General features: G+C 52.1%; 21 protein-coding genes and 1 pseudogene. 12 read left to right on the plus strand and 10 right to left on the minus strand.

Annotated features, from left to right (window positions below; genetic code table 11):
* Nucleotides 1–73 precede the first annotated feature (73 nt).
* Both ACM5QY_RS16055 and ycjG read right to left on the minus strand, forming a co-directional pair.
* Nucleotides 74–1,705 carry an ABC transporter substrate-binding protein gene (locus ACM5QY_RS16055; RefSeq protein ID WP_416121736.1) on the minus strand — a complete coding sequence of 544 codons (1,632 nt, stop codon included), beginning with the start codon at nucleotides 1,703–1,705 and terminating at the stop codon, nucleotides 74–76.
* A 130-nt stretch (nucleotides 1,706–1,835) separates the two neighbouring features.
* Complete coding sequence (gene ycjG / locus ACM5QY_RS16060; RefSeq protein ID WP_416121737.1) at nucleotides 1,836–2,813, minus strand: L-Ala-D/L-Glu epimerase; 978 nt, start codon at nucleotides 2,811–2,813, stop codon at nucleotides 1,836–1,838.
* A 132-nt stretch (nucleotides 2,814–2,945) separates the two neighbouring features.
* On the opposite strand from ycjG, the gene tpx reads away from it, so the two are divergent.
* A complete protein-coding gene (gene tpx / locus ACM5QY_RS16065; protein ID WP_416121738.1) occupies nucleotides 2,946–3,449 on the plus strand; it encodes a thiol peroxidase in 504 nt (167 codons plus the stop codon).
* A gap of 110 nt (nucleotides 3,450–3,559) precedes the next feature.
* Here the strand turns inward: tpx and tyrR are convergent, their stop codons facing one another.
* The gene (gene tyrR, locus ACM5QY_RS16070; protein WP_416121739.1) at nucleotides 3,560–5,134 is read right to left on the minus strand and encodes a transcriptional regulator TyrR; all 1,575 of its coding nucleotides are present in this window, start codon (nucleotides 5,132–5,134) and stop codon (nucleotides 3,560–3,562) included.
* A 254-nt stretch (nucleotides 5,135–5,388) separates the two neighbouring features.
* Between tyrR and xthA the strand changes: the two genes are divergently transcribed.
* Both xthA and ACM5QY_RS16080 read left to right on the plus strand, forming a co-directional pair.
* Nucleotides 5,389–6,198, plus strand: a complete 810-nt coding sequence (xthA, locus tag ACM5QY_RS16075; protein WP_416121740.1) for an exodeoxyribonuclease III — start codon at nucleotides 5,389–5,391, stop codon at nucleotides 6,196–6,198.
* A gap of 6 nt (nucleotides 6,199–6,204) precedes the next feature.
* Complete coding sequence (locus ACM5QY_RS16080; RefSeq protein WP_416122903.1) at nucleotides 6,205–6,597, plus strand: pyrimidine (deoxy)nucleoside triphosphate diphosphatase; 393 nt, start codon at nucleotides 6,205–6,207, stop codon at nucleotides 6,595–6,597.
* 79 nt (nucleotides 6,598–6,676) lie between these two features.
* Here ACM5QY_RS16080 and ACM5QY_RS16085 read toward each other — a convergent pair whose 3' ends face one another.
* The 3 genes from ACM5QY_RS16085 to ACM5QY_RS16095 all read right to left on the minus strand — a co-directional run bounded on the left by ACM5QY_RS16085 (nucleotide 6,677) and on the right by ACM5QY_RS16095 (nucleotide 9,740).
* Complete coding sequence (locus ACM5QY_RS16085; protein ID WP_416122904.1) at nucleotides 6,677–6,973, minus strand: DUF1496 domain-containing protein; 297 nt, start codon at nucleotides 6,971–6,973, stop codon at nucleotides 6,677–6,679.
* A gap of 22 nt (nucleotides 6,974–6,995) precedes the next feature.
* Complete coding sequence (locus ACM5QY_RS16090) at nucleotides 6,996–8,942, minus strand: DNA topoisomerase III (protein ID WP_416121741.1); 1,947 nt, start codon at nucleotides 8,940–8,942, stop codon at nucleotides 6,996–6,998.
* Nucleotides 8,943–9,188: 246 nt separating this feature from the next.
* Complete coding sequence (locus ACM5QY_RS16095; RefSeq protein WP_416121742.1) at nucleotides 9,189–9,740, minus strand: NAD(P)H nitroreductase; 552 nt, start codon at nucleotides 9,738–9,740, stop codon at nucleotides 9,189–9,191.
* 179 nt (nucleotides 9,741–9,919) lie between these two features.
* Between ACM5QY_RS16095 and sppA the strand changes: the two genes are divergently transcribed.
* From sppA to ACM5QY_RS16115, 4 genes are all read left to right on the plus strand, one after another.
* A complete protein-coding gene (gene sppA / locus ACM5QY_RS16100) occupies nucleotides 9,920–11,773 on the plus strand; it encodes a signal peptide peptidase SppA (RefSeq protein ID WP_416121743.1) in 1,854 nt (617 codons plus the stop codon).
* A gap of 152 nt (nucleotides 11,774–11,925) precedes the next feature.
* The gene (gene ansA, locus ACM5QY_RS16105) at nucleotides 11,926–12,939 is read left to right on the plus strand and encodes an asparaginase (protein ID WP_416121744.1); all 1,014 of its coding nucleotides are present in this window, start codon (nucleotides 11,926–11,928) and stop codon (nucleotides 12,937–12,939) included.
* 20 nt (nucleotides 12,940–12,959) lie between these two features.
* Entirely contained in the window at nucleotides 12,960–13,589 is a 630-nt protein-coding gene (gene pncA, locus ACM5QY_RS16110) for a bifunctional nicotinamidase/pyrazinamidase (RefSeq protein ID WP_416121745.1), read from the plus strand.
* Nucleotides 13,590–13,980: 391 nt separating this feature from the next.
* Nucleotides 13,981–14,535 carry a serine O-acetyltransferase gene (locus tag ACM5QY_RS16115; RefSeq protein ID WP_416121746.1) on the plus strand — a complete coding sequence of 185 codons (555 nt, stop codon included), beginning with the start codon at nucleotides 13,981–13,983 and terminating at the stop codon, nucleotides 14,533–14,535.
* Nucleotides 14,536–14,622: 87 nt separating this feature from the next.
* Here the strand turns inward: ACM5QY_RS16115 and ACM5QY_RS16120 are convergent, their stop codons facing one another.
* Nucleotides 14,623–14,895 (minus strand): YeaC family protein, encoded by a 273-nt coding sequence (locus tag ACM5QY_RS16120; protein WP_416121747.1) that lies wholly within the window; start codon nucleotides 14,893–14,895, stop codon nucleotides 14,623–14,625.
* Nucleotides 14,896–14,978: 83 nt separating this feature from the next.
* Complete coding sequence (msrB, locus tag ACM5QY_RS16125) at nucleotides 14,979–15,392, minus strand: peptide-methionine (R)-S-oxide reductase MsrB (RefSeq protein ID WP_416121748.1); 414 nt, start codon at nucleotides 15,390–15,392, stop codon at nucleotides 14,979–14,981.
* Between the two features lie 349 nt (nucleotides 15,393–15,741).
* Between msrB and gapA the strand changes: the two genes are divergently transcribed.
* The gene (gene gapA / locus ACM5QY_RS16130; protein WP_056770313.1) at nucleotides 15,742–16,740 is read left to right on the plus strand and encodes a glyceraldehyde-3-phosphate dehydrogenase; all 999 of its coding nucleotides are present in this window, start codon (nucleotides 15,742–15,744) and stop codon (nucleotides 16,738–16,740) included.
* A 170-nt stretch (nucleotides 16,741–16,910) separates the two neighbouring features.
* Nucleotides 16,911–17,780, plus strand: coding sequence for a D-hexose-6-phosphate mutarotase (locus ACM5QY_RS16135; RefSeq protein WP_416121749.1), 870 nt, complete (start codon nucleotides 16,911–16,913; stop codon nucleotides 17,778–17,780).
* 271 nt (nucleotides 17,781–18,051) lie between these two features.
* Here ACM5QY_RS16135 and ACM5QY_RS16140 read toward each other — a convergent pair whose 3' ends face one another.
* Complete coding sequence (locus tag ACM5QY_RS16140; protein WP_416121750.1) at nucleotides 18,052–18,801, minus strand: MipA/OmpV family protein; 750 nt, start codon at nucleotides 18,799–18,801, stop codon at nucleotides 18,052–18,054.
* Between the two features lie 520 nt (nucleotides 18,802–19,321).
* Between ACM5QY_RS16140 and yeaG the strand changes: the two genes are divergently transcribed.
* Together yeaG and ACM5QY_RS16150 are read left to right on the plus strand one after the other, a co-directional pair.
* On the plus strand, nucleotides 19,322–21,256 hold the full coding sequence (gene yeaG / locus ACM5QY_RS16145) for a protein kinase YeaG (RefSeq protein ID WP_416121751.1): 1,935 nt from the start codon (nucleotides 19,322–19,324) through the stop codon (nucleotides 21,254–21,256).
* Between the two features lie 34 nt (nucleotides 21,257–21,290).
* A pseudogene (locus tag ACM5QY_RS16150) lies at nucleotides 21,291–22,564 on the plus strand (YeaH/YhbH family protein).
* A gap of 67 nt (nucleotides 22,565–22,631) precedes the next feature.
* On the opposite strand, the gene ACM5QY_RS16155 reads toward ACM5QY_RS16150, so the two are convergent.
* Nucleotides 22,632–23,396, minus strand: a complete 765-nt coding sequence (locus ACM5QY_RS16155) for a DUF481 domain-containing protein (RefSeq protein ID WP_416121752.1) — start codon at nucleotides 23,394–23,396, stop codon at nucleotides 22,632–22,634.
* A 466-nt stretch (nucleotides 23,397–23,862) separates the two neighbouring features.
* Between ACM5QY_RS16155 and nadE the strand changes: the two genes are divergently transcribed.
* Entirely contained in the window at nucleotides 23,863–24,693 is an 831-nt protein-coding gene (gene nadE, locus ACM5QY_RS16160) for an ammonia-dependent NAD(+) synthetase (protein ID WP_416121753.1), read from the plus strand.
* Nucleotides 24,694–24,732: the final 39 nt, after the last annotated feature.

Consider the following 24,732-nt stretch of genomic DNA (forward strand, 5'->3'; position numbering starts at 1 on the left):
AAATCAACCCCGTTCAGTCCTTCCTTTTTTCCGGGGGAAGGCACTGAACGCCGGGAAGTGCCTCTGGTGTGCTCTATTTTTCAATGTACATTTCCTGACTGTAGGCGACGTCTTCCGGGTTGGTGATCGGATAACCTTTCACCCACGGTTTGATCAGGCGGCCATTGGTGTACTGATAAATCGGCGCAATCGGTGCCTGACTGGCGATAATTTGCTCAGCTTTGTTGTAGTCATCGTTACGGCGCGCATCGCTGGTTTCACGGCTGGCGTCGGCAATCACTTTGTCATATTCGGCGCTGCTGAATTTGCTGATGTTGCCGTTGTGCGTGGATGTCAGCAGGGAGAGGAACGTCGAGGCTTCGTTGTAATCGCCAACCCATGATGCGCGGATCACGTCGAAATTGCCGGTATTGCGGCTGTCGATGTACGTCTTCCATTCCTGATTCACCAGTTTCACGTCCGCACCCAGATTCTTTTTCCACATCGATGCCACGGCGATCGCAATTTTCTGATGGCTTTCTGAGGTGTTGTACAACAAGGTCAGATGCAGGGGACGGTTCGGGCCATAACCCGCCGCTGCGAGCAGGCCTTTCGCCTGCGCATTCAGCTCTTCCTGCGAATAATCCTGCATTTCACTTTTCGTTGCTTTAAAACCGTTGGTGACGTCAGGCGTAAAATGCCATGCCGGTTTTTCGCCGGTTCCCAGCACTTTTTCCGCAATCACGGTGCGGTCAATACTCAGTGACAGCGCCAGACGCACACGGGCGTCGTCCGTCGGCGCGCGGCGGGTGTTAAACGCGTAGTAATAGGTGCCAAGCTGATACGGCGTGTAGACCTGCCCCGGAATGTCGTGCATCAGTTTTTTGTACTGATCTTTCGGGAAGGATTCAGTGATGTCTATGTCGTTGGCCAGATAGCGTTTTGTCGCGTTGGATTCTTTATTGATCGGCACAAACGTCACTTTTGTCAGCACGGTATGCGCGTGATCCCAGTAATTCGGGTTCGGCTCCAGCACCAGTTTTTCGTTCACGACGCGATCTTTGAGCACATACGCGCCGTTCCCCACCAGATTACCGGGCTTGGTCCAGTCATTGCCGAATGTCTCCACCGTGGCTTTGTGAACCGGGAACAGGCTGAAGTTTGCCAGCAGGCTGACAAAAAATGGCACCGGACGGTCGAGCGTGACCCGCAGTTGCGTCGGGCTGATGGCGGTGACGCCCAGTTTATCGACCGGCATTTTCCCGGCAATAATCGCGTCGGCGTTAGCAATACCGGCCAGCGCAGCAAACCATGAACCGGTTGCAGGACTTTTCGGATCCACCAGACGCTGCCAGCTGTAAACGAAATCCTGCGCCGTCACCGGATCGCCGTTCGACCACCTGGCGTCTTTGCGCAATGTGAACAGGAAAACCTGATTGTTCTGGTTCTGCCAGCTTTCGGCGACGCCCGGAATACTTTTCCCGTTAGCATCCTGATTCACCAGACCTTCAAACAAATCCCGCACCACCTGCGCTTCAGGCAGGCCGACCACTTTTACCGGATCCAGCGAGGCGGGCTCATCTTTGATATGACGGACGATTTCCTGTTTGGCGGCAAGCGACGTACCGGCGGGAACCTGCGCCGCCACGGCATGACCGGAAATCAGTGCCACCAGCGCGGCACAGGCGGAATAAGAAAAGAGAGGAAACGATTTTCCCTGCGGCATAAATTCTCCTGAACACATAAGGGCAAGGCCCTGAAATATTCAGGAGTTTTATCATTTGTTATCACAATCCCCTACAGGAAATCGTTACAGATCTGCCTTCGCGCACAAAACGACTTCAATAAACGGAAAATTATTCGGAACCGGCGATGTCGATTCCGCCGCAATGAAACTTCATCGCAGGCTCAACGTCCTGCGCCAGCCAGGTCGGCCCGTCGAGATCGATGAACTTCGCGCCCGCCGTCAGCGGAAGCGCTGCCCGCACCGCGCGAGAGGTGCATAACATGCAGCCCAGCATGATTTCAAAGCCCTGTTCGCGCGCCGCCTGCGCCAGCCGCAGTGCACCTGTCAGCCCGCCGGTTTTATCGAGTTTGATATTCACCATCTCATAACGCCCTTTCAGCGCCGGCAGCCCTTCAATCGTATGGCAACTTTCGTCAGCGCAAATTGGCAAAGGATGAATGAAATTCTCCAGCGCAGAATCTTCGCCCGCAGGCAGCGGTTGTTCGAGCATCAGAATCCCGAGATCGGCCAGAAGCTGACAACGCGCCGCCAGACCGTCGCTTTGCCACGCTTCATTGGCATCAACAATCAGGGACGCCTTCGGCACGGCGGCGCGGATAGCGACCAGACGCTCGGCAATCAGCCGGTCATCGAGTTTAATTTTCAGCAGCGTCGCGCCCTTTTGTTGCAGTGCGAGCGCGGCTTCTGCCATCTCTTCCGGCGTGCCGATACTGACGGTTTGCGCCATGCTGATTGACGCCAGCGGTTCAGTGCCGGTGAGTTGCCAGAGCGTCTGGCCTGTCAGCTGTGTTTCAAGATTCCATAACGCCGAGTCCAGCGCATTTCGGGCGGCGCCGGCAGGGAGCAAATGTTGCAACTGTTCGCGACTTGCGCCCTGTTCAATCGCCGTGACGACGCTGGCAATTTGCGCCATCACCGAGGTTTCGCTTTCGTCATAACGGGGATACGGCGTGCATTCTCCCACGCCGCGAATGCCCTTTTCTTCGATTTCGACGGTCACCACGCGCGCTTCAGTGCGGCTGCCGCGCGAGATCACAAATGCCGTATGCAACGGCCAGGCTTCCGGATAAAAGCGGACACTTCTCATAGCGGCTCCTCGGTATATACTCAAACGGGCATATATAAGATATACAAGTATTTAGCATTTAATATATATCCAATCTACAATTGTTACCCTAAAATGAACGCCGTTTGACTCCAATGTCCATAGGAAATCATCATGACCCAGACAGTACACTTTCAGAGCAATCCGGTATCCGTTGCTGGCAAAATCCCACAAAAAGGCGACGCCGCCAAGCCTTTCAGCCTGGTCGCTAAAGATCTCTCTGATGTCAGCCTGAGCAGCTTCGCGGGTAAACGCAAAGTCCTGAACATTTTCCCAAGCATTGATACCGGCGTTTGCGCCACGTCTGTACGTAAATTCAACCAGCTGGCCAGCGAAATCGACAACACTGTTGTACTGTGTATCTCCGCTGATTTGCCATTCGCGCAGTCACGTTTCTGCGGCGCAGAAGGCCTGAGCAATGTCATTATGCTGTCCACCCTGCGTGGCGGTGATTTCAAATCTGAATACGGCGTAGCCATCACCGATGGCGCACTGGCTGGCCTGACGGCGCGTGCCGTTATCGTTCTGGATGGTCAGGACAACGTGCTGTACAGCGAGCTGGTGAACGAAATTACCACCGAACCTGACTACGAGTCTGCGCTGGCTGTCCTGAAATAATGATCTGAGTTTTGTCATCTGCGGATGACAGGCGAAAAAAAAAGCAACGGCTCAGTCCGTTGCTTTTTTATGGGTTCTTTTTGAAGAAAAAATTTACTGACCGGAAAGCATTATTCTTCGCTTTCGCCGGTTTCACCGCGACGGGCGCTGAGGCCGTATTCGCGCAGTTTGTTGGCAATCGCCGTGTGCGAGACGCCCAGACGTTTCGCCAGTTTTCGCGTACTTGGATAGGTACGATAAAGACGGGTCAGCACCGAACGTTCGAAACGCTTACTGATGTCGTCAAGCGAGCCGTTCAGCGCTTCTTCGCCAATCGTCACTTCAGCATCAAAGTCTGGCAGAACAATGTCCTGCGGGCGCAGTTCGCCGCCGTCCAGTTGTGTGAGCGCCCGATAAATGGCGTTTTTCAGCTGACGGACATTGCCCGGCCAGCCGTAGTGCGTCAGATAATTCGCCAGTTGCGAGGACAGTTTTGGTCGCGGCATCCCCTGTTCATCGGAGAAACGCGCCACAAACAGTTCGGTCAGCGGCATCACATCCGCCGGACGATCGCGCAGCGGCGGCAGCGTCAGGCTCAGCACGTTCAGACGGTAATACAGGTCTTCACGGAATTCTCCGCGCTGAACCAGTTCCACCAGATTCTTCTGCGTGGCGCACATGACGCGCACATCCACTTTCACTTCATGCTCTTCGCCGACGCGGCGGAATGTGCCGTCATTGAGAAAACGCAGCAACTTAATCTGCATTCTCGGCGACATTTCACCGATTTCATCGAGCAATACTGAGCCGCCGTTGGCCTGTTCGAAGAAGCCTTTTTTGCCTTCCAAAGCATTCGGATATGCGCCAGCGGCATAACCAAACAGCTCACTTTCAACGACATCATCCGGCAACGAGGCACAGTTGAGGCCGAGGAACGGCTTTTTGCCGCGCGCACTGCGCAGGTGGCAGGCGTGTGCCAGTAAATCTTTACCGGTGCCGGTATCGCCGACAATCAGCAACGGCGCGTCCAGCATCGCCAGTTTGCGCGCCTGATCCAGCACATGACGCATTTTGCTGCTCACCGCGACAATGTGGTCGAATTCGCTGTCGTCGTTGACCGTCAGATCCTGCAACTGGCGTCCCATACGGGCGGCCGATTTGAGCATAACCACGGCACCGGCGATGCCGCCTTTTTCGTTTTCATCCTCAATGTGGATCGGCGTGAGATCCATCAGGAAATCCTGACTGCGGATGACAATACGCTCGGAATGCGGCTGTGCGTTTTCGCTTTCCAGCCAGCGCGTGACGTTGTAACCGGTGATCAGGTTTGCCGCCGTGACGTTACGGATTTTCTCTTCGTCGAGTTCAAACAACGCCATCGCCGCCGGGTTGGCCTGCTCGACTTTGCCCCTCATATCAATGGAGAAAACCGGTTCCGGCATGGAAACCAGCAGCGCTCGCAAGGCGCGGTGTTCACGTTCAGAAGGCATGAACGAAACGGTACGGACATCTGTCACGCCGTCGATACGGCGGATTTCTGCCATCAGGGCGCGAAAAGTATCAAAATCCAGTTGGGAAAAATTCAGGTAAATGCGGCCAATCGAGGCAATCTCGATGCCGCGTAAATCAATACTGCGTAAAACCAGTAGATCGAGTAGTTCCCGGGTGAGCCCCAGGCGGTCTTCGCAAAAAACTTCCAGACGCATCAGTGTTGACCTTTTTCTGCCGGTGCGGAAATCGCTGGAGGGATAATACTCTTTCATGTACACGGGAAGAAGAGACTGTCACGAAAAGTTGACAAAATAATTCCGGGGTGGAAATCCGGTTGCCACAATGATCGGGTTTCCCTTTGGCTTTTGCAGTGATTTCTGCTGCCAGTTTCCGGGCGGACGGTTTCGCCATCCGCGCCTTTTTCTGCTAATATCGCCCTTCTGATTTCATCGCCAAATGGTTCCCGACTATGAAGTTCGTCTCCTTTAATATCAACGGATTGCGCGCCCGTCCGCACCAGCTCGCCGCGATTATTGAACAGCATCAGCCTGACGTGATCGGTTTGCAGGAAACTAAGGTTCATGACGACATGTTCCCGCTGGAAGATGTCAGCCAGTACGGCTATCACGTGTTTTATCATGGTCAGAAAGGCCATTATGGCGTGGCTATGCTGACCAAACAGGAGCCGGTGGCTGTACGCCGTGGTTTCCCGGGAGACGATGAAGACTCCCAGCGCCGTATTATTATGGCCGACATTGAAACGCCGCAGGGCATTCTGACGGTGATCAACGGGTATTTCCCGCAGGGCGAAAGCCGCGATCATCCGACCAAATTCCCGGCCAAAGAGAAGTTTTACCGCGATTTGCAGGATTATCTGAACACCAGCTTGTCGGTGAATAATCCTGTCGTTGTGATGGGTGATGTGAATATCAGCCCGACCGATCTGGATATCGGTATCGGCGAAGACAGCCGTAAACGCTGGCTGCGCACCGGTAAATGTTCTTTCCTGCCGGAAGAACGCGAATGGATGGAACGCCTGAAAGGCTGGGGACTCATCGATACGTTCCGCGCCGCCAACCCGGAAGCGACCGATAAATTCTCGTGGTTTGATTACCGTTCGCGAGGCTTTGACGAAAACCGCGGCCTGCGTATCGACCTGATCCTGGCGAGCAATCCGCTGGCAGAACGCTGCTTAGAGACCGGTATCGATTACGATATCCGTGGCATGGAAAAACCGTCTGACCACGCGCCAATCTGGGCGACGTTCGACCTGAAGTAATGCATGATGAAAACGATTGATGTGGTCGCTGCGCTGATTGAACGCGAAGGCAAATTACTGCTGGCACGGCGTGATGCCAGCAGCGATCAGGCCGGTTTGTGGGAATTTCCCGGCGGGAAAGTGGAAGCCGGGGAAAACCAGCCGGATGCACTGGTGCGTGAGTTACACGAAGAGATGAATATCACCGCGCAGGTTGCCGGTTTTGTCGCGACCAGCGAAATCCGCCAGCCAGAGCGCCTGATTCGCCTGCACGGCTGGCGCGTCAACCATTTCACAGGAACGATTTCGTTACAGTGTCACTCAGAGATTTGCTGGGTTGCACCGGAAGAGGTTCGTTCCTTCGAACTGGCACCGGCGGATATTCCGCTGATTGATGCCTATCTGCGCACATTTCAGTAATCGCAGCGATTAACGTTTTCACATAAAAAAGGCGCGGACAGGTCACTGTTTCCGCGCCTTTTAATTTCTCTTAGCCGTGCTATTTTTTCAGCACTTCCCATTTCAGTTCATTGGTGCCGACCACGTTCGGGTCGCGCGAGCATTGCAGCACCACGCTGTCCGCCGTGACCACCGCCCCTTCGCTGTAACTCTGGTTGTTGTAGATGCAGCAGTTATGGCAGGTCGGTGCGCTGTTGTTATTGCTGTTGCCGCTGTTCTCCCAGATTTGCGGCGGCAAAGGCACCACGACGTCCGCGCCGTTGCCGTAACGTTCTGCCAATGCCGGAGCCGCCAGCAATGACGAACTGACCCATAACGCCATCAGCGCTTTGCGCATCAACTTCTTATTCATCAGTACGTTATTCATCACTGTTTGCTTCCTTCCCTTTGGGGCTGGCTTTACGCCGTTTTGGTGCGCTTTTGCCTTTCGCCGCCGCAGCTGGCTTAGAAGGCAGGCTGCGGAATGCCGGAGACACCCGGTTCGTTTTGGCCTGAATGATGAGGTTCTGCAACGTGGCGACCAGCGGTTCCATGAAATCCTGGTAGCGGCAGCTTTTTTCACTGATACGCGTCAGCGTGGATTCCCAGTCAGCGGTCATATCCGGCCGTGCGGCAATGTCCGGCAGCGAATGAATCAGTGCACGGCCCGTGTCGCTGGAATGGATATAACGCCCTTTTTTGTATAAAAACTCACGGCGGAACAGGAGTTCGATAATCCCGGCGCGTGTCGCTTCTGTACCCAACCCGTCCGTGGCGCGCAGAATTTTCTTCAGTTCTTTATCCTGCACAAAGCGCGCAATACCGGTCATTGCGGAAAGTAACGTCGCATCGGTAAACGGACGCGGCGGCTGCGTCTGGCGCTCCACCACTTCTCCGCGCTCGCACAGTAATTCGTCGCCTTTTGCCACTACCGGCAGCGGCGTACCTTCGTTTTCTTCGTCACGCTCTTTGCTGCCAAGCAGTGTGCGCCAGCCTGCCTCTGCCAGGAAACGTGCTTTGGCGATGAACTTGCCGCCAGCGATATCCAGATCGATAACACATTTGCGGTAAACCGCATCGGGGCAAAATTGCATCAGATACTGACGCGCCACCAGACCGTAAATTTTGCGCTCGTCGTCGCTCAGGTTGACGTTGCTGCTGCGCGCCGTCGGGATAATCGCATGGTGCGCATCGACCTTTTTGTCGTCCCAGCAGCGGTTACGCAGATCGGTATCAACAACCGGCTGCGGCATTAAATCCGGGCGATGAACGGCGATGGCATTCAGCACCGCGTGACGTCCGGCAAAATGTTCTTCTGGCAGGTATCGGCAATCTGAACGCGGGTACGTAATCAATTTGTGCGTTTCGTACAGTTTCTGGCAAATATCCAGAATCTGCTGTGCGCTCAGATTGAAAGCTTTTGACCCTTCAATCTGCAAAGTGGATAACGAGAACGGCAGCGGCGCGATGTCATTTTCACGTTTGTCGTTATACCCGGTGACCATGGCCGGCTGCCCGGCAATGCGCGCCACCACGTGATCGGCCAGCGGACGGTGCAGCAAACGCCCTTCTTCATCCTGATACGGCTCGCAGGATTCACTCGGCTGCCAGAGTGCAACAAAACGTTCGTCTGCAGGCGTAACGATATGCGCTTTCACTTCAAAGAAATCTTTCGCCACGAAGTTTTCGATTTCTTCATCACGGCGTACCACCAGCCCGAGCACCGGCGTTTGCACACGACCCACAGAAAGCACGCCGTTGTATCCGGCATTGCGCCCTAAAATCGTATAGGCGCGGGTCATGTTGATGCCGTAAAGCCAGTCGGCGCGGGCGCGTGCCAGCGCAGAAACGCACAGCGGAATGAAATCGCGGTTGTCGCGCAGGCGGTCAATGGCGCGTTCAACGGCTTGCGGGTTGAGATCGTTAATCAGGCAACGCTGGGTCGCGTGGCGTTTTTCCGGCGTCAGTTCCAGATAATCCAGCACTTCATCCACCAGCAGTTGCCCTTCGCGATCCGGGTCACCGGCGTGGACAACCTGAGAGGCCTCCAGCAGCAGGCGTTTGATGACGTTAAGCTGTTTGGCGACCGAAGGACGCGGCTGAAGCTGCCATTTACTGGGGATAATCGGTAAATCGGCCAGCGCCCAGCGCGCATAGCGGCTGTCATAGGCATCCGGCTGCGCCTGCTCGAGTAAGTGCCCCACGCACCAGGTCACCACCTGATCGTTACCACAGGCAATATATCCGTCGCCGCGGCGATGAGGCTTCGGCAGGACATCCGCAATGGCGCGTGCAAGGCTGGGTTTTTCGGCAATAAACAGACGCATCAGACCGCACCGACCTGAAGTGTGACCGCGAGTGTGATCGCTACAAAAATTTCCATCATCCCATCCTTCATTCACAACGCCCTCATCATCCAGAGGGGCTATGTTAGCCGCTGGCGACGTAATTAGTAAGATGGAGAAAGGCATCCGGGATGGCGGTCGCTCACAAAGACAGCGAAAAACCGGTTTATCAGAAAGAACTGAACGCGCTCTGCTGAAAAACCGGTCAGCCTGCGGATTTGAAACCGCTTAGAAATGCGTCACGAAAGGTGTGCTGTCCACCGGAATGATCTGCAAACTGGCCTTGAGCTGTGGCGTGCCAAGATACAGGAAGCCGACGATTTTATCGTTCTCGCCGCAATGGAAAGCTTTGCGGACATCAGGATGATCGGTCCACGCGCCGGTGCGCCAGATACCGTTGAACCCCTGCGCCAGCGCCGCCATTTGCATCGCCTGCACCGCACAACCGGCAGACAATAGCTGTTCCCACTGCGGCACCTTCGGGCTTTCCTTGCAGGCCGCAATCACGGTAATGATTTGCGGGGCGCGAAGCGGAGCCTGCGTGGCTTTCTCAATGGTTTTTTCGTCCGCGCCGTCTTTGATGGCCGCCGCACGCAGCAGCTCACTGAAACGGATCAGGCCATCATTTTCGGCAATCACAAAACGCCACGGCTGGAGCGCACCGTGATCCGGCGCACGCATACCCGCGTTGATGATGTTTTGCAGCGCCTGCCCTGACGGTGCGGGAGCCGCCAGACGGGAAGCAGAACGGCGGTTGAGTAACAAATCCAGTGCGTCCATTTTAATCTCCTGAGAATAATTGCTATTTACCTTACGTTAACATAGGCACAACGCATTTTTCCAACCTGCGGCGGGCTTTCAGATAATCCTTCACCGCCAAATTCTGAAATGATTTAAAGCTGACATTTCTCCGGCAGGTAATTAGGATAGCGAGACTTAACTGTCTTATTGGAGAGACCATGCGCACATTGTGGCGAATTATCGCCGGTTTTTTTAAGTGGACCTGGCGTCTTCTTAATTTCGTCAGAGAATTCATTCTCAACGTATTTCTTATTCTGATCATTCTGGCCGGCGTTGGCATCTGGTATGCCGTGCAGGATAAACCGGTTGAAACCACAAAAGGCGCTCTGCTGGTTGATCTGAGCGGCTCGGTGGTGGATAAACCTTCCGTGAACAATAAAGTCCGTCAGTGGGGCCGCGAGCTTCTGGGGACATCCAGCAGCCGGTTGCAGGAAAACTCCCTGTTTGACCTGGTGGATACCCTTCGTTCAGCAAAAGATGATAAAAACGTCACCGGTATCGTGTTGCAGCTGAGCGATTTCACCGGCACCGATCAGTCATCCATGCAATATATCGGTAAAGCATTGCGCGAATTCCGTGATGCCGGCAAACCGATTTACGCCATCGGCGACAGCTACAATCAGTCACAATATTATCTGGCGAGCTACGCCAACAAAATCTATCTGTCGCCACAAGGCGCGGTCGATCTGCACGGTTTTGCCACCAATAATCTGTACTACAAATCACTGCTCGATAAGCTGAAAGTCACCACCAATATCTTCCGCGTCGGGACGTACAAATCCGCCGTTGAACCGCTGATCCGTGATGATATGTCCCCTGCGGCCCGTGAGGCGGACAGCCGCTGGATTGGTGGCTTGTGGAGTAACTATCTGAATACCGTATCGGCAAACCGTCAGATTACGCCTGAACAGCTATTCCCGGGGGCAGCGGGTATTCTTGCGGGCATGCAGGCCACCGGCGGCGATATGGCGCAGTATGCGCTGAAAGCCAAACTGGTGGATTCTCTGGCGTCGCGTACCGAAGCGGACAATGACATGGTGAAAGCGTTTGGCTGGAATAAAACCACCAAAGACTTTAACTACACCAGCATCTACGATTATTCACCGAAGCCAAAACCGGATAACAACGATCCGCAAATCGCGGTGATCTTCGCCACCGGCGCCATCAACGACGGCGAAGAACAACCGGGTGCCGTGGGCGGCGACACCACCGCACAGCAAATTCGCGATGCCCGTCTGGATCCGAAAGTGAAAGCGATTGTGTTGCGCGTTAACAGCCCTGGCGGCAGCGTGAGCGCTTCTGAAGTGATCCGCTCTGAACTGGCCGCAGCGAAAGCCGCGGGTAAACCGGTTGTGGTTTCAATGGGTGGCATGGCGGCTTCCGGGGGTTACTGGATTTCAACGCCAGCGAACTACATCATCGCCAGCCCGAGCACGCTGACCGGTTCCATCGGTATCTTTGGTGTGATCAATACGTATCAGAACACGCTTGATTACGCCGGTGTGCATACCGACGGCGTGGCAACGTCTCCGCTGGCCGATATCGCCTCGACCAAAGCGCTGCCGCCAGAGTTCTCGCAGATGATGCAACTGAACATCGAGAATGGTTATAAAACCTTCCTCGGTCTGGTGGCGGATTCACGCCATAAAACGCCGGAGCAGATTGATCAGATTGCACAGGGTCACGTCTGGATTGGTTCTGACGCCAAGGCTAACGGTCTGGTAGATGAACTGGGTGATTTCGACGACGCCGTGAAGAAAGCGGCGGAACTGGCCAAACTGCCGAAATGGCAGCTGAACTGGTATGTCAGCGAGCCGAGCCTGAGCGATATGTTGTTCTCTCAGGTCAGCGTGTCAGTTCATGCCATGCTGCCCGCAGCAATTCAGGCGTATCTGCCTGCGCCGGTGAGCAAAATGGCGATGGAGCTGAAATCGCAGGCAGACCTGTTCAGCAACATGAACGATCCGCAAAACCGTTATGCACTTTGCCTGACGTGTGGTGATGTGAAGTAATCACGTTAACCACTGTATGAAAATCCGCCCGGCGGTTCTCCCAGAGAACGTCGGGCTTTTTTATGATGCCCCCGTTTTATAGTGGGACAGCGGCAGCGAAGCCTTTATACTTAGCGCAGTGGCTTTCACCTTTCTAAAAAAGAACATCTTCGATGACTAAAAAATCTATTTACGTTGCCTACACCGGCGGCACCATCGGTATGCAGCGTTCTGAGCAGGGTTACATTCCTGTTTCCGGCCATTTACAACGCCAGCTGGCACTGATGCCGGAATTCCATCGCCCTGAAATGCCTGAATTTACCATTCAGGAATATGCGCCACTGATGGACTCCTCCGACATGACGCCGGAAGACTGGCAGCACATCGCTGACGACATTCAGGCGCATTACGACGATTACGACGGTTTTGTGATTCTGCATGGCACGGACACCATGGCCTTCACGGCTTCTGCGCTGTCCTTCATGCTGGAAAATCTGAGCAAGCCGGTGATCGTGACGGGTTCACAAATCCCGCTGGAAGCCCTGCGCTCTGACGGCCAGATCAACCTGCTGAACTCGCTGTATATCGCGGCAAATCATCCGGTTAACGAAGTCACGTTGTTCTTCAACAACCGTCTGTATCGCGGCAACCGCAGCACCAAAGCCCACGCCGACGGTTTTGATGCATTTGCTTCACCGAATCTTTCTCCGCTGCTGGAAGCCGGCATTCATATCCGCCGCCTGTCCACGCCGTCGCTGCCGGTCATACCGGCCGCAACGCTGAAAGTGCATCACATCACCCCGCAGCCTATCGGCGTGGTGACAATTTACCCCGGCATTTCCGCTGAAGTTGTGCAAAACTTTCTGATGCAGCCGGTAAAAGCGCTGATCCTGCGTTCTTACGGCGTCGGCAATGCACCACAAAAAGGCGATTTGCTGAAAGTGCTGAAGGACGCCTCTGAGCGCGGCATTGTGGTGGTGAACCTGACGCAATGTATTTCCGGACGCGTCAACATGGGCGGTTACGCCACGGGCAATGCGCTGGCGCATTCCGGCGTGATCAGCGGGTTTGATATGACGGTGGAAGCCGCGCTGACCAAGCTGCATTATCTGCTCAGTCAGTCGCATACGCCGGAAGAAATCCGCGAACTGATGCAGCAGAATCTGCGTGGCGAGCTGACAGAATAATTGACCGAATAAGAGGCGATATGAAATCTGCGTTGTTACTGGTCGATTTGCAAAACGATTTTTGTCACGGTGGTGCGCTGGCCGTTAAAGACGGGGAGGCGACCATTGCCGTCGCCAATCAGATGATGTCGTGGTGTAAAAACCGCGATATTCCCGTGGTGGCGTCGCAGGACTGGCACCCTGCCGGACACAAAAGTTTTGCCGCCAACTCACATCAGGACACCTGGACATCGGGTGAACTGAACGGGCTGCCGCAGGTCTGGTGGCCGGTGCACTGCGTTCAGCGGGAACCGGGCGCTGAGTTTCATCCTTCACTCAATACGCGGCTTATAGATTTTGTCGTGCAAAAAGGCACGGATGCGGAAATCGACAGCTACAGCGCTTTCTTCGATAACGGCCATCGCGTCGCTACCGTACTGAACGACTGGCTGAAGGCCGCGCAGATTTCACATCTCTATGTTATGGGGTTGGCGACAGATTGCTGTGTAAAATTCACGGTGCTGGACGCGCTGTCGCAGGGATATCAGGTTACGCTGCTGACCGATGGCTGCCGCGGCGTGAATATCGAAGCTCATGACAGCGCTGTAGCCATTGAAACACTGCGTGAGGCCGGCGCGCAGATTGGCACTGCTGCTGATCTGAACGGCTGATTCCCCCTCTCTTTCAGTCGCATAAAAGGCGCGTCAGGCGCCTTTTGACGGTCTTGAAAACGCATCATCTCCCCTCCCCACCACGACGTTCAGGCATAAAAATATTCGGTTCGGGACATTTTCATTTTTTACAAAAGTTCACGTAATAGATCTCGTTTCGGGTATATATAATACGTTATGAATAGCACACTATCATTAATCACCCGGTTGTAATCCATGATAATTTCCCCCCCTGACGTTTCACACAGATGACTCTACGATGCGTCTGGTATTTATTATCCGTAAAGAATAAATGGACTATGTACGGTCATACCAATAAGATGACGCCGCTTTTTATTAAATGAATAACTAAAGCTTAGGATGAGCAGGCTAACCCTTAAGGATTGTCAGATTGAAAGAATACCAATATGAAATTTTAAAAAGCTGTCTTCAGCGCGAAGTGATGGACTCAGAGAAAGAATTTTCCTGGCTCCGCACGCTGCATCGCGCAGTAAAATGCCCGGGCAGACGTTTCTACTTCTGGTGGCGTATCGCTAATTATCTTTATAAAACAGGCGGTAAAGCTTCCAGAAAATACGCAATCTCTGTTAACAGAAGATTAAGAAATAAATATGGTACCGATATCAATTTAGGCGCGGATATCGGCCCCGGAATGAAGATTTCTCATTTCGTTGGTATCGTGGTCGCCGATTGTTGCGAAATAGGTTCGAACCTGAACATTAAGCAAAATGTGACAATTGGTATCAAATATGATAATCAGAGCGGCAAGATTTATATCGGGGACAATGTCATTATTGGTGCGAACAGTTGTATTATTGGCTGTGATATCAACATCGGGAATAATGTCACTATCGGCGCGATGAGTTTTGTCGATAAAAATGTTCCGAATGACTGCGTCGTCTACAACCAGAGGACAGATAATCTGGTTTATAAGAGTATTGCGTAGCGCCTGACGCACGATACTTTCCTGATGCAGGCTTCATTTTAAAGGCGCGTTATGCGCCTTTTTCATCTGTTCACACAAACCTCCCGATTACTCAGGTTTGAGTCTAATCAGTGCATCCTGAGCGAACTGCTGTTTGAGTTCCTGCTTACTTTTAGTGACGATCTGCCCGTCGGTACCAATGCTCATGTGCTGGGCGTCCACGTTGTGCCGCGACTGGTAAAGCATCACGGCCTGCAGGCTGTTCTCTTTTTGTTCTGGCGTCAGCGCCACGCCGTCGGGCCATTTACCCAGTTCTACGGCCTGCGCCAAACGTGCGTAGATTTCCGGCGTCATTACATCAATGAGTTGATTAATTTCCATCTGAGCACCTCTGTTCAACACGATTATTCAAAAGGTTTTGAATAATAGCTGAATCGATTTTGTCGGTAAGATTACAGCGCTGCCTATCCGGCTATTTTTTCACCACTTCTGCCATCGGTAAAACGCATCGATGCAGAATTTACGCAGTAACGTTCGCCTGTCGGTTGCGGACCATCGGGGAAAACATGCCCTAAGTGCGCTTCACAGGCGGAACAGCGTATCTCAACGCGCTCCATATTATGCTTATTATCAGTAAGATATTTAATCGCATCATGATGTACAGGCTGATAAAAACTTGGCCAGCCGCATCCGGATTCGTACTTGCTATCGGAGTAGAACAGAGGCGCGTTACATACCACGCAATGATAGATGCCTTCGCGCTGGTTGTGCAGCAGTTTTCCGGTGTACGGACGTTCAGTTCCGCGCTCCTGGGTGACATAACGTTGGATTTCAGTGAGTTGTTCGAGTGCAGGCGCAGATTTTGATGCATTACTCATGATTATCGTTCTCTGACGAATTTAAAATACAACTAAATTAACGGTTTATAATAACAAAAAATTAACAACAGTTCAGCCTGTTTTGTCCTAAACTGTATGGCATCAGCGTTAGCCAGCTCCAACTTGTGATGGCGATCACACTCTTGATCTTCTTGCCCTTTATATTCAGTTTTTCGCCCCCATGTGGTTGTGAGCCGATTAAAAAAACGGAACGTGCAATAAGCGAGCAACAGTAGGTCTTCGCTTTGACTTACAGCAATAATTGACACGATTCCGCTTGACGCTCAGCGAGGTTTTTGTAATTTTACAACCAACCTTTTATTCACTAAAAAAATAGCTGGTGGAATATATGACTATCAAAGTAGGTATCAACGGTTTTGGCCGTATCGGTCGCATTGTTTTCCGTGCTGCTCAAGAACGTTCTGACATCGAGATCGTAGCAATCAACGATCTGTTAGACGCAGAATACATGGCATACATGCTGAAGTACGACTCAACTCATGGTCGTTTCAACGGCACCGTTGAAGTTAAAGACGGCCACCTGGTTGTTAACGGCAAAACCATCCGTGTTACCGCTGAGCGTGATCCAGCTAACCTGAAATGGAACGAAGTTAACGTTGATGTTGTTGCTGAAGCGACAGGTCTGTTCCTGGACGACGCAACTGCACGTAAACACATCACTGCAGGCGCTAAGAAAGTTGTTCTGACCGGGCCATCTAAAGATGACACCCCTATGTTCGTTATGGGCGTTAACCATAAAGAATATGCGGGTCAGGAAATCGTTTCTAACGCATCTTGCACCACTAACTGCCTGGCTCCACTGGCTAAAGTTATCAACGACAACTTCGGTATCGTTGAAGCGCTGATGACCACTGTTCATGCAACTACCGCAACTCAGAAAACCGTTGATGGCCCGTCTCACAAAGACTGGCGCGGCGGCCGCGGCGCATCTCAGAACATCATCCCTTCTTCTACCGGTGCTGCTAAAGCAGTAGGTAAAGTTATCCCTGCGCTGAACGGCAAACTGACGGGTATGGCGTTCCGCGTTCCTACTCCTAACGTTTCCGTTGTTGACCTGACTGCACGTCTGGAAAAACCAGCAACCTACAAAGAAATCTGCGCAGTGATCAAAGCAGCTTCTGAAGCAGGCGATCTGAAAGGCGTTCTGGGTTACACCGAAGACGACGTTGTTTCTACCGATTTCAACGGCGAAAAACTGACTTCAGTATTCGATGCTAAAGCCGGTATCGCGCTGAACGACAACTTTGTGAAACTGGTTTCCTGGTACGACAACGAAACTGGCTACTCAAATAAAGTACTGGATCTGATTTCTCACGTTTCCAAGTAATTGGCAATGTTGATGAACTGATTGAAGGGCGACGCAAGTCGCCCTTTTGCTTTCTGTAGGATGCACTTTTTTATCAGGCACATGTGTGCGATCAAACAGATTGATGACGTTCATCTGTAGTCTTGGTTCTTATCTTCGTAATTGTTAAAAACCTGACAGGACTTTAGATAATGACAGAACAACTCTTTTCTCTCCCGGTCGTGAATCAAATTTCAACCACCATCAGCCAGCGTCAGATTGATGAACTGCCGGTGATCGTCGTTTCTCATCCAAAAGTAAAAGCGGCCGTGGCCTTACAGGGCGCGCATTTATTATCATGGCAGCCTGAAGGCGAAGCGCCTGTGCTGTGGATGAGCAGCGCCAGCGCGTTCAAAGACGGCGTGGCTATTCGTGGTGGTATTCCGATCTGCTGGCCGTGGTTTGGCCCGGCGGGTAAGCCTTCTCACGGCTTCGCGCGTAACTTTCCGTGGGCACTGACCGGTCACAAAGAAAGCGCTGAAGGCGTTGTCCTCACCTTTACGCTGAAAAGCACGCCTGAAAGTCTGGAACTGTGGCCTCACGAATTTGTGCTGACCGCGCGCTTTACGCTGGGAGAAACCTGCCACATAGAACTGGAATCTGCCGGTGATTTCGAAGCCAACAGCGCCCTGCACACCTATTTCAATATCGGCGATATCGCTGATGTCACCGTTAAAGACCTCGGCGCCAGCTTCATCGATAAAGTTGATGGCGCAAAACTGAAAGAAGAAGGCGGCGACCTGACCTTTACCGGCCAGACTGACCGCATCTACACCCAGCCGCAGGCGACCAGCGAAATCGTTGACCCGGTGCTGAAACGCACACTGGTTATTGCACATGAAAACAACGCTGACGTTGTTGCGTGGAACCCGGGTTCTGCGCTGTCCGTGAGCATGGCCGATATGCCCGACGACGGCTACAAATCCATGGTTTGCGTTGAAACGGCGCAGGTGTCACACAAGCATATCTCGACAGCTGCTGCACCGGCGCGTCTGGCGGTGACATTCTCTATCCGCAAATAACCGGACTGAGTTTACCCGCAGTAAAAACTAAGGGGCCATCTGGCCCCTTTTGACTGCACCAAAACGCGCCAGTCACTGCTTTGTTCCCCCATATACCCGGTGCCTTGTCCGATGGCGGGAACGCTCTTCCCATCGGGGAATTGCACAGTCTTCGCTTTCATCTGTTTCCTTATATCGGGTCATACAAAAAAGATCTGTGAACTATAAACGTGCAAATGGGGCGAAACGCCCCATTAATGTGCAGATTGCGCACCAGTTGAGTGCCACCTGATTAAAAGCTGTAGGTGACACCGGTCCACAATACACCAGTCCAGTCATTTTCAATGATCGGGCTGTCGGTTACTTCACTGGACAGACGCAGATAGCGGCCAGTCACGAAACCCTGCCAGTCTGGCGTGAAATTATATTTTGCTGAAACTTCAACATACGGACTGAAGCTGTCGCCCGGAGAATAGCTGCTGAAGCCGCTGCGACGGGACTCGTTGTTGGTCACACCGTAATAGTAGTCGTTAAGATTCGAGCTAAACCACGTCACACCAAAGCCAGGCACCACGGCCCAGTTAGACCCTTTGATCGCATACAGATAGCCCAGATCGGCAGTCATGCCGTTGCTGGTGTCGAGCGTATCTGCGTTAAAGCTTGCACGGATAGTCCCCCACTGCGCGTTATGCGAATAAGCCAGCCCCGCCATCAGCGTGGAGTGGCGTTTATCAAGACGCTTCATGCGATTATCGTCGCTGTCGCTTGGGTCAAAACTTAACGGAAAGTAGCTGGCGGTGACGCTCAGTTTATTGACGTCATCATTCCACAGGTAATAGCCCGCCATCAGGGTGTGGAAGTAGAAATCATCATTGTCATAATTAATGATTGGAACCGGGTAAACATGGTCGTTATTGCCACGGTACGGATCAGGCGCAACCAAAGCAGATGCACCCAACTGCCAGGTTCCTGCGACAGCTGCATGGCTGAACAGCACTGCCGAGCCCAGGATGGACAGTGTTTTTAGGTTCAAAATCTTCATTGTCTTAATTCCATTAAGTAAAAATTCGCCGGTAGTGTAAATGAAGCGTAAGCGTCTCGCTTAGCTATTCTCGTTCTCTAAAAAACCTTACCCTGAAAAATCGAAGCGATCGCACAATTTATCTGCAAAATATGAAATAAAAATGACTAAAGAAACAACTTCCGGCCTGCAAGGCACGTCCTGCAAGGCTTTTCAGAGCATTCCGGATAACTGAGTCATTGAAATGACTTAAAAAATGGCAAATCCAGAGAGGAAAATTTTCTAATGCCAAACTACGCTTATCAATAGATGAAAGACTTAGCCTGAACAGTCGCCCGTCCCACCGATTTATGACAGTTTTCGAAACATCTCTGCTGTCAGCGTCAAAGGGGTTCTGCAAGTTGGCATAAGGGTTGCTGTATTCAGGTGGGAGATCTTTCTTCCGGGGGCTTAGCGCTCATTAACCTGTGCTATACCCAAGTCTTTGAGGTTGCGCTAACGCTTCAAAACGAAAGGTAAAATAACGAAGGACGGGCATCGTATGAACATATTTGACCATTATCGCCAGCGCTATGAGGCTGCCAAGGACGAAGAGTTCACACTGCAGGAATTTCTTACCATTGCACGGCAAGATCGCAGTGCTTATGTCAATGCGGCGGAACGTCTGTTGATGGCAATCGGTGAACCAGTGATGGTAGATACCGCGCTTGAACCACGCCTGTCGCGTTTATTCTCGAACCGTGTTGTTGCACGTTATCCTGCATTTGAAGAATTTTACGGCATGGAAGAGGCCATCGAGCAGATCGTCTCCTATCTGAAACACGCCGCGCAGGGTCTGGAAGAAAAGAAACAAATCCTCTATTTACTGGGCCCGGTGGGTGGCGGTAAATCGTCACTGGCCGAACGGCTGAAATCCCTGATGCAACGTGTACCGATTTATGTGCTGAGCGCCAACGGCGACCGCAGCCCGGTCAATGATCATCCGCTGTGCCTGTTTAATCCGCAGGAAGATGCGCATATTCTCGAAAAAGAATACAACATTCCTCCGCGCTATCTGGGCACCATCATGTCGCCGTGGGCGGCAAAACGTCTGCACGAATTTGGCGGGGACATCACGAAATTCAGAGTCGTGAAAGTCTGGCCGTCGATTCTCGAACAAATCGCCATCGCCAAGACCGAACCTGGCGATGAAAACAATCAGGACATCTCCGCGCTGGTCGGGAAAGTGGATATCCGTAAACTGGAAAACCACGCGCAAAACGATCCGGACGCCTACGGTTATTCCGGTGCACTCTGCCGCGCAAACCAGGGTGTGATGGAATTCGTTGAGATGTTCAAAGCTCCGATCAAAGTGCTGCACCCGTTGCTGACCGCCACACAGGAAGGTAACTATAACGGCACTGAAGGAATTTCTGCCCTGCCGTTCAACGGCATTATTCTGGCGCACTCCAACGAATCTGAGTGGGTGACGTTCCGCAACAACAAGAATAATGAAGCGTTCCTCGACCGTGTGTACATCGTCAAAGTGCCTTACTGCCTGCGCGTTTCTGAAGAGATGAAAATCTACGATAAACTGCTCAGCAATAGTGAGTTATCTCATGCCCCTTGCGCGCCGGGCACCCTGGAAACGCTGGCCCGCTTCTCCATCCTTTCGCGTCTGAAGACGCCGGAGAACTCCAGCAGCTATTCCAAAATGCGCGTTTATGACGGTGAAAGCCTGAAAGACACCGATCCGAAAGCCAAGTCTTATCAGGAATACCGCGATTATGCGGGCGTGGACGAAGGCATGAACGGGCTGTCGACGCGTTTCGCGTTTAAAATTCTGTCCCGCGTCTTCAACTTTGATCATGTGGAAGTCGCCGCTAACCCGGTTCATCTGTTCTACGTTCTGGAACAGCAAATCGAGCGTGAGCAGTTCCCGCAGGACATCGCTGAAAAATATCTGGAGCACCTGAAAGGCTATCTGATCCCGAAATACGCTGAATTTATCGGCAAAGAGATCCAGACCGCTTATCTGGAATCTTATTCAGAGTATGGGCAAAACATTTTCGACCGTTATGTCACCTACGCTGACTTCTGGATCCAGGATCAGGAATACCGCGACCCGGATACCGGCCAGTTGTTTGACCGTGAATCCCTGAACGCAGAGCTGGAAAAAATTGAAAAACCGGCGGGGATCAGTAATCCAAAAGATTTCCGTAACGAAATTGTCAACTTCGTGCTGCGTGCCCGTGCCAATAACAGCGGCCGCAATCCAAACTGGACCAGTTACGAAAAACTGCGCACGGTCATTGAGAAAAAAATGTTCTCAAATACCGAGGAATTACTGCCAGTTATCTCGTTTAACGCCAAAACGTCGACCGATGAACAGAAGAAACATGATGATTTTGTCGACAGAATGATGGAGAAAGGATATACACGCAAACAGGTTCGCCTGCTGTGTGAATGGTATCTGCGCGTAAGAAAATCTTCGTAACAGAGGATCGTTGGCAACGTCGTTTGGGGGAAATATGACGTATTTTATTGACCGTCGGCTGAATGGCAAAAACAAGAGCGCGGTGAACCGCCAGCGCTTCTTGCGTCGCTATAAGTCGCAAATCAAACAGTCGATTGCCGGAGCCATCAACAAGCGTTCGGTTACCGACGTGGACAGCGGGGAGTCGGTTTCGATCCCCAATGCAGATATCAACGAACCCATGTTTCATCAGGGTCGCGGTGGCTTACGCCACCGTGTTCACCCCGGCAACGACCACTTTGTGCAGAATGACCGTATCGAACGACCGCAAGGGGCGGTGGCGGCGGCAGTGGTCAGGGCGATGCCAGTCAGGACGGTGAAGGCGAAGACGAGTTTTCTTTCCAGATCTCCAAAGACGAATATCTCGATCTGTTGTTTGAAGATTTGGCACTTCCTAACCTGAGGAAAAATCAGCATAAACAGCTGACCGAATTCAAAACCCACCGCTCCGGTTACACGTCTAACGGCGTGCCGGCAAACATCAGTGTGGTGCGCTCTTTGCAAAACTCTCTGGCCCGCCGCACGGCGATGACAGCGGGTAAAAAACGGGAGCTGCGTGAGCTGGAATCGACGCTGACGGAGGTCGAACACAGTGAACCGGCACAATTACTGGAAGAAGAACGGCTGCGTAAAGAGATCGCCGAGTTGCGGGCGAAAATTGCCAAAACGCCGTTCATCGACACCTTTGATTTACGTTATCGCAACTACGAGCGTCGCCCTGAGCCTTCCAGCCAGGCAGTGATGTTCTGTCTGATGGATGTCTCCGGTTCCATGGATCAGGCAACCAAAGACATGGCCAAACGTTTCTATATCTTGCTCTATCTGTTCCTGAGCCGGACGTATAAGAACGTCGACGTGGTCTATATCCGTCACCATACACAAGCCAAAGAGGTAGATGAACAGGAGTTCTTCTACTCGCAGGAAACCGGCGGGACCATCGTTTCAAGCGCACTGAAACTGATGGATGAAGTCATTCAGGAACGCTACGACCCGGTGCAGTGGAACATTTACGCCGCGCAGGCCTCCGATGGCGACAACTGGGCTGACGACTCCCCTCTGTGCCACCAACTTCTGGCGCAGAAGATCCTGCCGATGGTGCGTTACTACAGTTACATCGAAATCACCCGTCGCGCCCACCAGACGCTGTGGCGTGAATACGAAGTATTGCAGGAGAAATTTGATAATTTCGCCATGCAGCATATCCGCGAACAGGAAGATATTTATCCGGTATTCCGGGAACTCTTCCATAAGCAAACTGAACATGGGTAAATCCAGTGTCAATAAAAAAAGCCAGGGGAGAGATCCTCTGGCTTTTTTATCAATTCCGCGAAGGAAATTACATGCCGTACACCAGGTTCACAGAAGTGACGGTGTCGGTTTTATCCGGCGCACTGGCAGGTGGTTTGGTGTTGTAGGTCACGTCATACGCGACTTTCAGCGAGAAGTGGCTATTGATAGCCACAGTCAGCGCAGTTTCAGAGTTCAGCGTGGTTTCATCGTTGGCTAAAACTGAGAAGCCCTGCGTGAAACGCGCGGTATCGCTGATCTGATAACCGTAAGTACCGGAACCGTAGGCCAGAGCACGGGTAGTGTTCCCGCCCTGCTCGAATTCATCATGACGAACACCCGGACCGGCTTCCAGATTCAGGGTATGAACCGGACCGCTCCAGATCTGACGACCATAACCGACGGTTGCCACATCGCGCGAGCGATAACCGTTATAACGGTCACTCAACCAGCTTGCCTGACCGAAGAGGTAGTTCGCATTATCCAAATTATAACGGGTACGACCACCGGCCTGATACTTCTCGGATGAACGGACACCGGAAGAAGATGTGTTACGCGCAGACCCCCACAGGCTGTATGCCGTGTTGGTATCAAACCAGGTCATCGTGGTATCGGCATTCAGCGTGGAGTTGCTGGTGTTACCGGTTTGTGCACTGTAACCCGCCTGCACATTGCCTACGAAAGGCTTCTTCGCCTGAGCAGGATCATCGAGCGAGGTGAAAATTGTGGTGTCTGCAAGGCTTGAAATACTGAACAGCGCTGCACCGCAAATTACGGCACAAGCTGGTAAACGACGTACAACCCGAAAAAACATTTTGTTTCCCCAATAAGACTTAAGGCAAATAACGAGACTAAACTACACGATGTATGCCATTAATTAGGATCCGTTAATCAAGCCTGACAACTCCGTTTCGATGGCACATAGATACAAATATTTTTACCGCAACAAATATAACGCACTCAGCACGGGATATCTTAATAAAGCGGCTTTTTTAGAGAGTTCCGAATGACAGTTATTCCCGGCAATATAAACAGACAAAATCATTACATTTTCTTTCATTGATTTTTATTTCAATGCAGTTTTGTAATCATTCCTGCTGCGCCAAACTGACTTCTTGCACTGCCGCTCTCATCAGAGAGCTTGTGGGCGGGCGACGTACAGATTTCCGCCGAACGCTTCGCTGAATCTTGTCCTTTTGAGCGATGCGGGGTAGTTTTATTCTGATAGCATCTTATTTTTGCCTCGGGTTCCTCGAAGGCAGCCTTCAGGAGGAGTGGTCATGGCTTTACAACAAGAGATTATTCAGGCTCTGCACGTTAAACCGCATATCGATGCCTCACAGGAAATCCGTGTCAGCGTCGATTTTCTCAAAAGTTATCTGCTGGCCCATCCGTTCATCAGAACATTGGTTCTGGGTATCAGCGGCGGGCAAGATTCTACTCTTACCGGCAAACTTTGCCAAACAGCAATTCGCGAATTACGCGCCGAAACGAAAGAAGATGACTATCAGTTCATCGCCGTGCGTTTGCCGTATGGCGTGCAGGCTGATGAGTCTGACTGTCAGGACGCCATCACTTTTATTCAGCCCGATCAGGTTCTGACCGTAAATATCAAAAATGCGGTACTGGCGAGCGAAGCCACATTACGTGAAATTGGCATTGAGCTGAGCGATTTCATTAAAGGTAATGAGAAAGCGCGTGAGCGTATGAAAGCCCAGTACAGCATCGCCGGGATGAAAAAAGGCGTTGTTGTCGGGACAGACCACGCGGCGGAAGCCGTGACCGGTTTCTTCACCAAATACGGCGACGGCGGCACGGATATCAACCCGATTTTTCGTCTGAACAAACGTCAGGGCAAAGCGCTGCTCAAAACGCTGGGCTGCCCGGCACATCTTTATACCAAAACGCCGACCGCAGACTTAGAAGAAAACCGCCCTTCTCTGCCCGATGAAGTCGCGCTGGGCGTGACGTACGAGCTGATCGACGATTATCTTGAAGGCAAAAAAGTAGACGACAGCATCGCGGCAATTATTGAAGGCTGGTATCTGCGCACTGAACATAAACGTCAGCCGCCGATCACGGTGTTTGATGATTTCTGGAAGAAGAAGTAAATTCTCTGTCACGGACACGTCCTGCGTGTCCGTTTTTTA

Source organism: Rahnella sp. PCH160 (genome assembly GCF_047784855.1).
Lineage (GTDB): Bacteria > Pseudomonadota > Gammaproteobacteria > Enterobacterales > Enterobacteriaceae > Rahnella.

Coding starts and splice junctions, on each gene's coding strand:
- ansA (WP_416121744.1), top strand. CDS start 11,926: ATGACTAAAAAATCTATTTACGTTGCCTACACCGGCGGCACCATCGGT.
- tyrR (WP_416121739.1), bottom strand. CDS start 5,134: ATGCGTCTGGAAGTTTTTTGCGAAGACCGCCTGGGGCTCACCCGGGAA.
- ACM5QY_RS16140 (WP_416121750.1), bottom strand. CDS start 18,801: ATGAAGATTTTGAACCTAAAAACACTGTCCATCCTGGGCTCGGCAGTG.
- tpx (WP_416121738.1), top strand. CDS start 2,946: ATGACCCAGACAGTACACTTTCAGAGCAATCCGGTATCCGTTGCTGGC.
- ACM5QY_RS16120 (WP_416121747.1), bottom strand. CDS start 14,895: ATGGAAATTAATCAACTCATTGATGTAATGACGCCGGAAATCTACGCA.
- ACM5QY_RS16080 (WP_416122903.1), top strand. CDS start 6,205: ATGAAAACGATTGATGTGGTCGCTGCGCTGATTGAACGCGAAGGCAAA.
- msrB (WP_416121748.1), bottom strand. CDS start 15,392: ATGAGTAATGCATCAAAATCTGCGCCTGCACTCGAACAACTCACTGAA.
- ACM5QY_RS16135 (WP_416121749.1), top strand. CDS start 16,911: ATGACAGAACAACTCTTTTCTCTCCCGGTCGTGAATCAAATTTCAACC.
- ACM5QY_RS16085 (WP_416122904.1), bottom strand. CDS start 6,973: ATGCGCAAAGCGCTGATGGCGTTATGGGTCAGTTCGTCATTGCTGGCG.
- sppA (WP_416121743.1), top strand. CDS start 9,920: ATGCGCACATTGTGGCGAATTATCGCCGGTTTTTTTAAGTGGACCTGG.
- yeaG (WP_416121751.1), top strand. CDS start 19,322: ATGAACATATTTGACCATTATCGCCAGCGCTATGAGGCTGCCAAGGAC.
- ACM5QY_RS16095 (WP_416121742.1), bottom strand. CDS start 9,740: ATGGACGCACTGGATTTGTTACTCAACCGCCGTTCTGCTTCCCGTCTG.
- gapA (WP_056770313.1), top strand. CDS start 15,742: ATGACTATCAAAGTAGGTATCAACGGTTTTGGCCGTATCGGTCGCATT.
- ycjG (WP_416121737.1), bottom strand. CDS start 2,813: ATGAGAAGTGTCCGCTTTTATCCGGAAGCCTGGCCGTTGCATACGGCA.
- nadE (WP_416121753.1), top strand. CDS start 23,863: ATGGCTTTACAACAAGAGATTATTCAGGCTCTGCACGTTAAACCGCAT.
- pncA (WP_416121745.1), top strand. CDS start 12,960: ATGAAATCTGCGTTGTTACTGGTCGATTTGCAAAACGATTTTTGTCAC.
- xthA (WP_416121740.1), top strand. CDS start 5,389: ATGAAGTTCGTCTCCTTTAATATCAACGGATTGCGCGCCCGTCCGCAC.
- ACM5QY_RS16155 (WP_416121752.1), bottom strand. CDS start 23,396: ATGTTTTTTCGGGTTGTACGTCGTTTACCAGCTTGTGCCGTAATTTGC.
- ACM5QY_RS16055 (WP_416121736.1), bottom strand. CDS start 1,705: ATGCCGCAGGGAAAATCGTTTCCTCTCTTTTCTTATTCCGCCTGTGCC.
- ACM5QY_RS16090 (WP_416121741.1), bottom strand. CDS start 8,942: ATGCGTCTGTTTATTGCCGAAAAACCCAGCCTTGCACGCGCCATTGCG.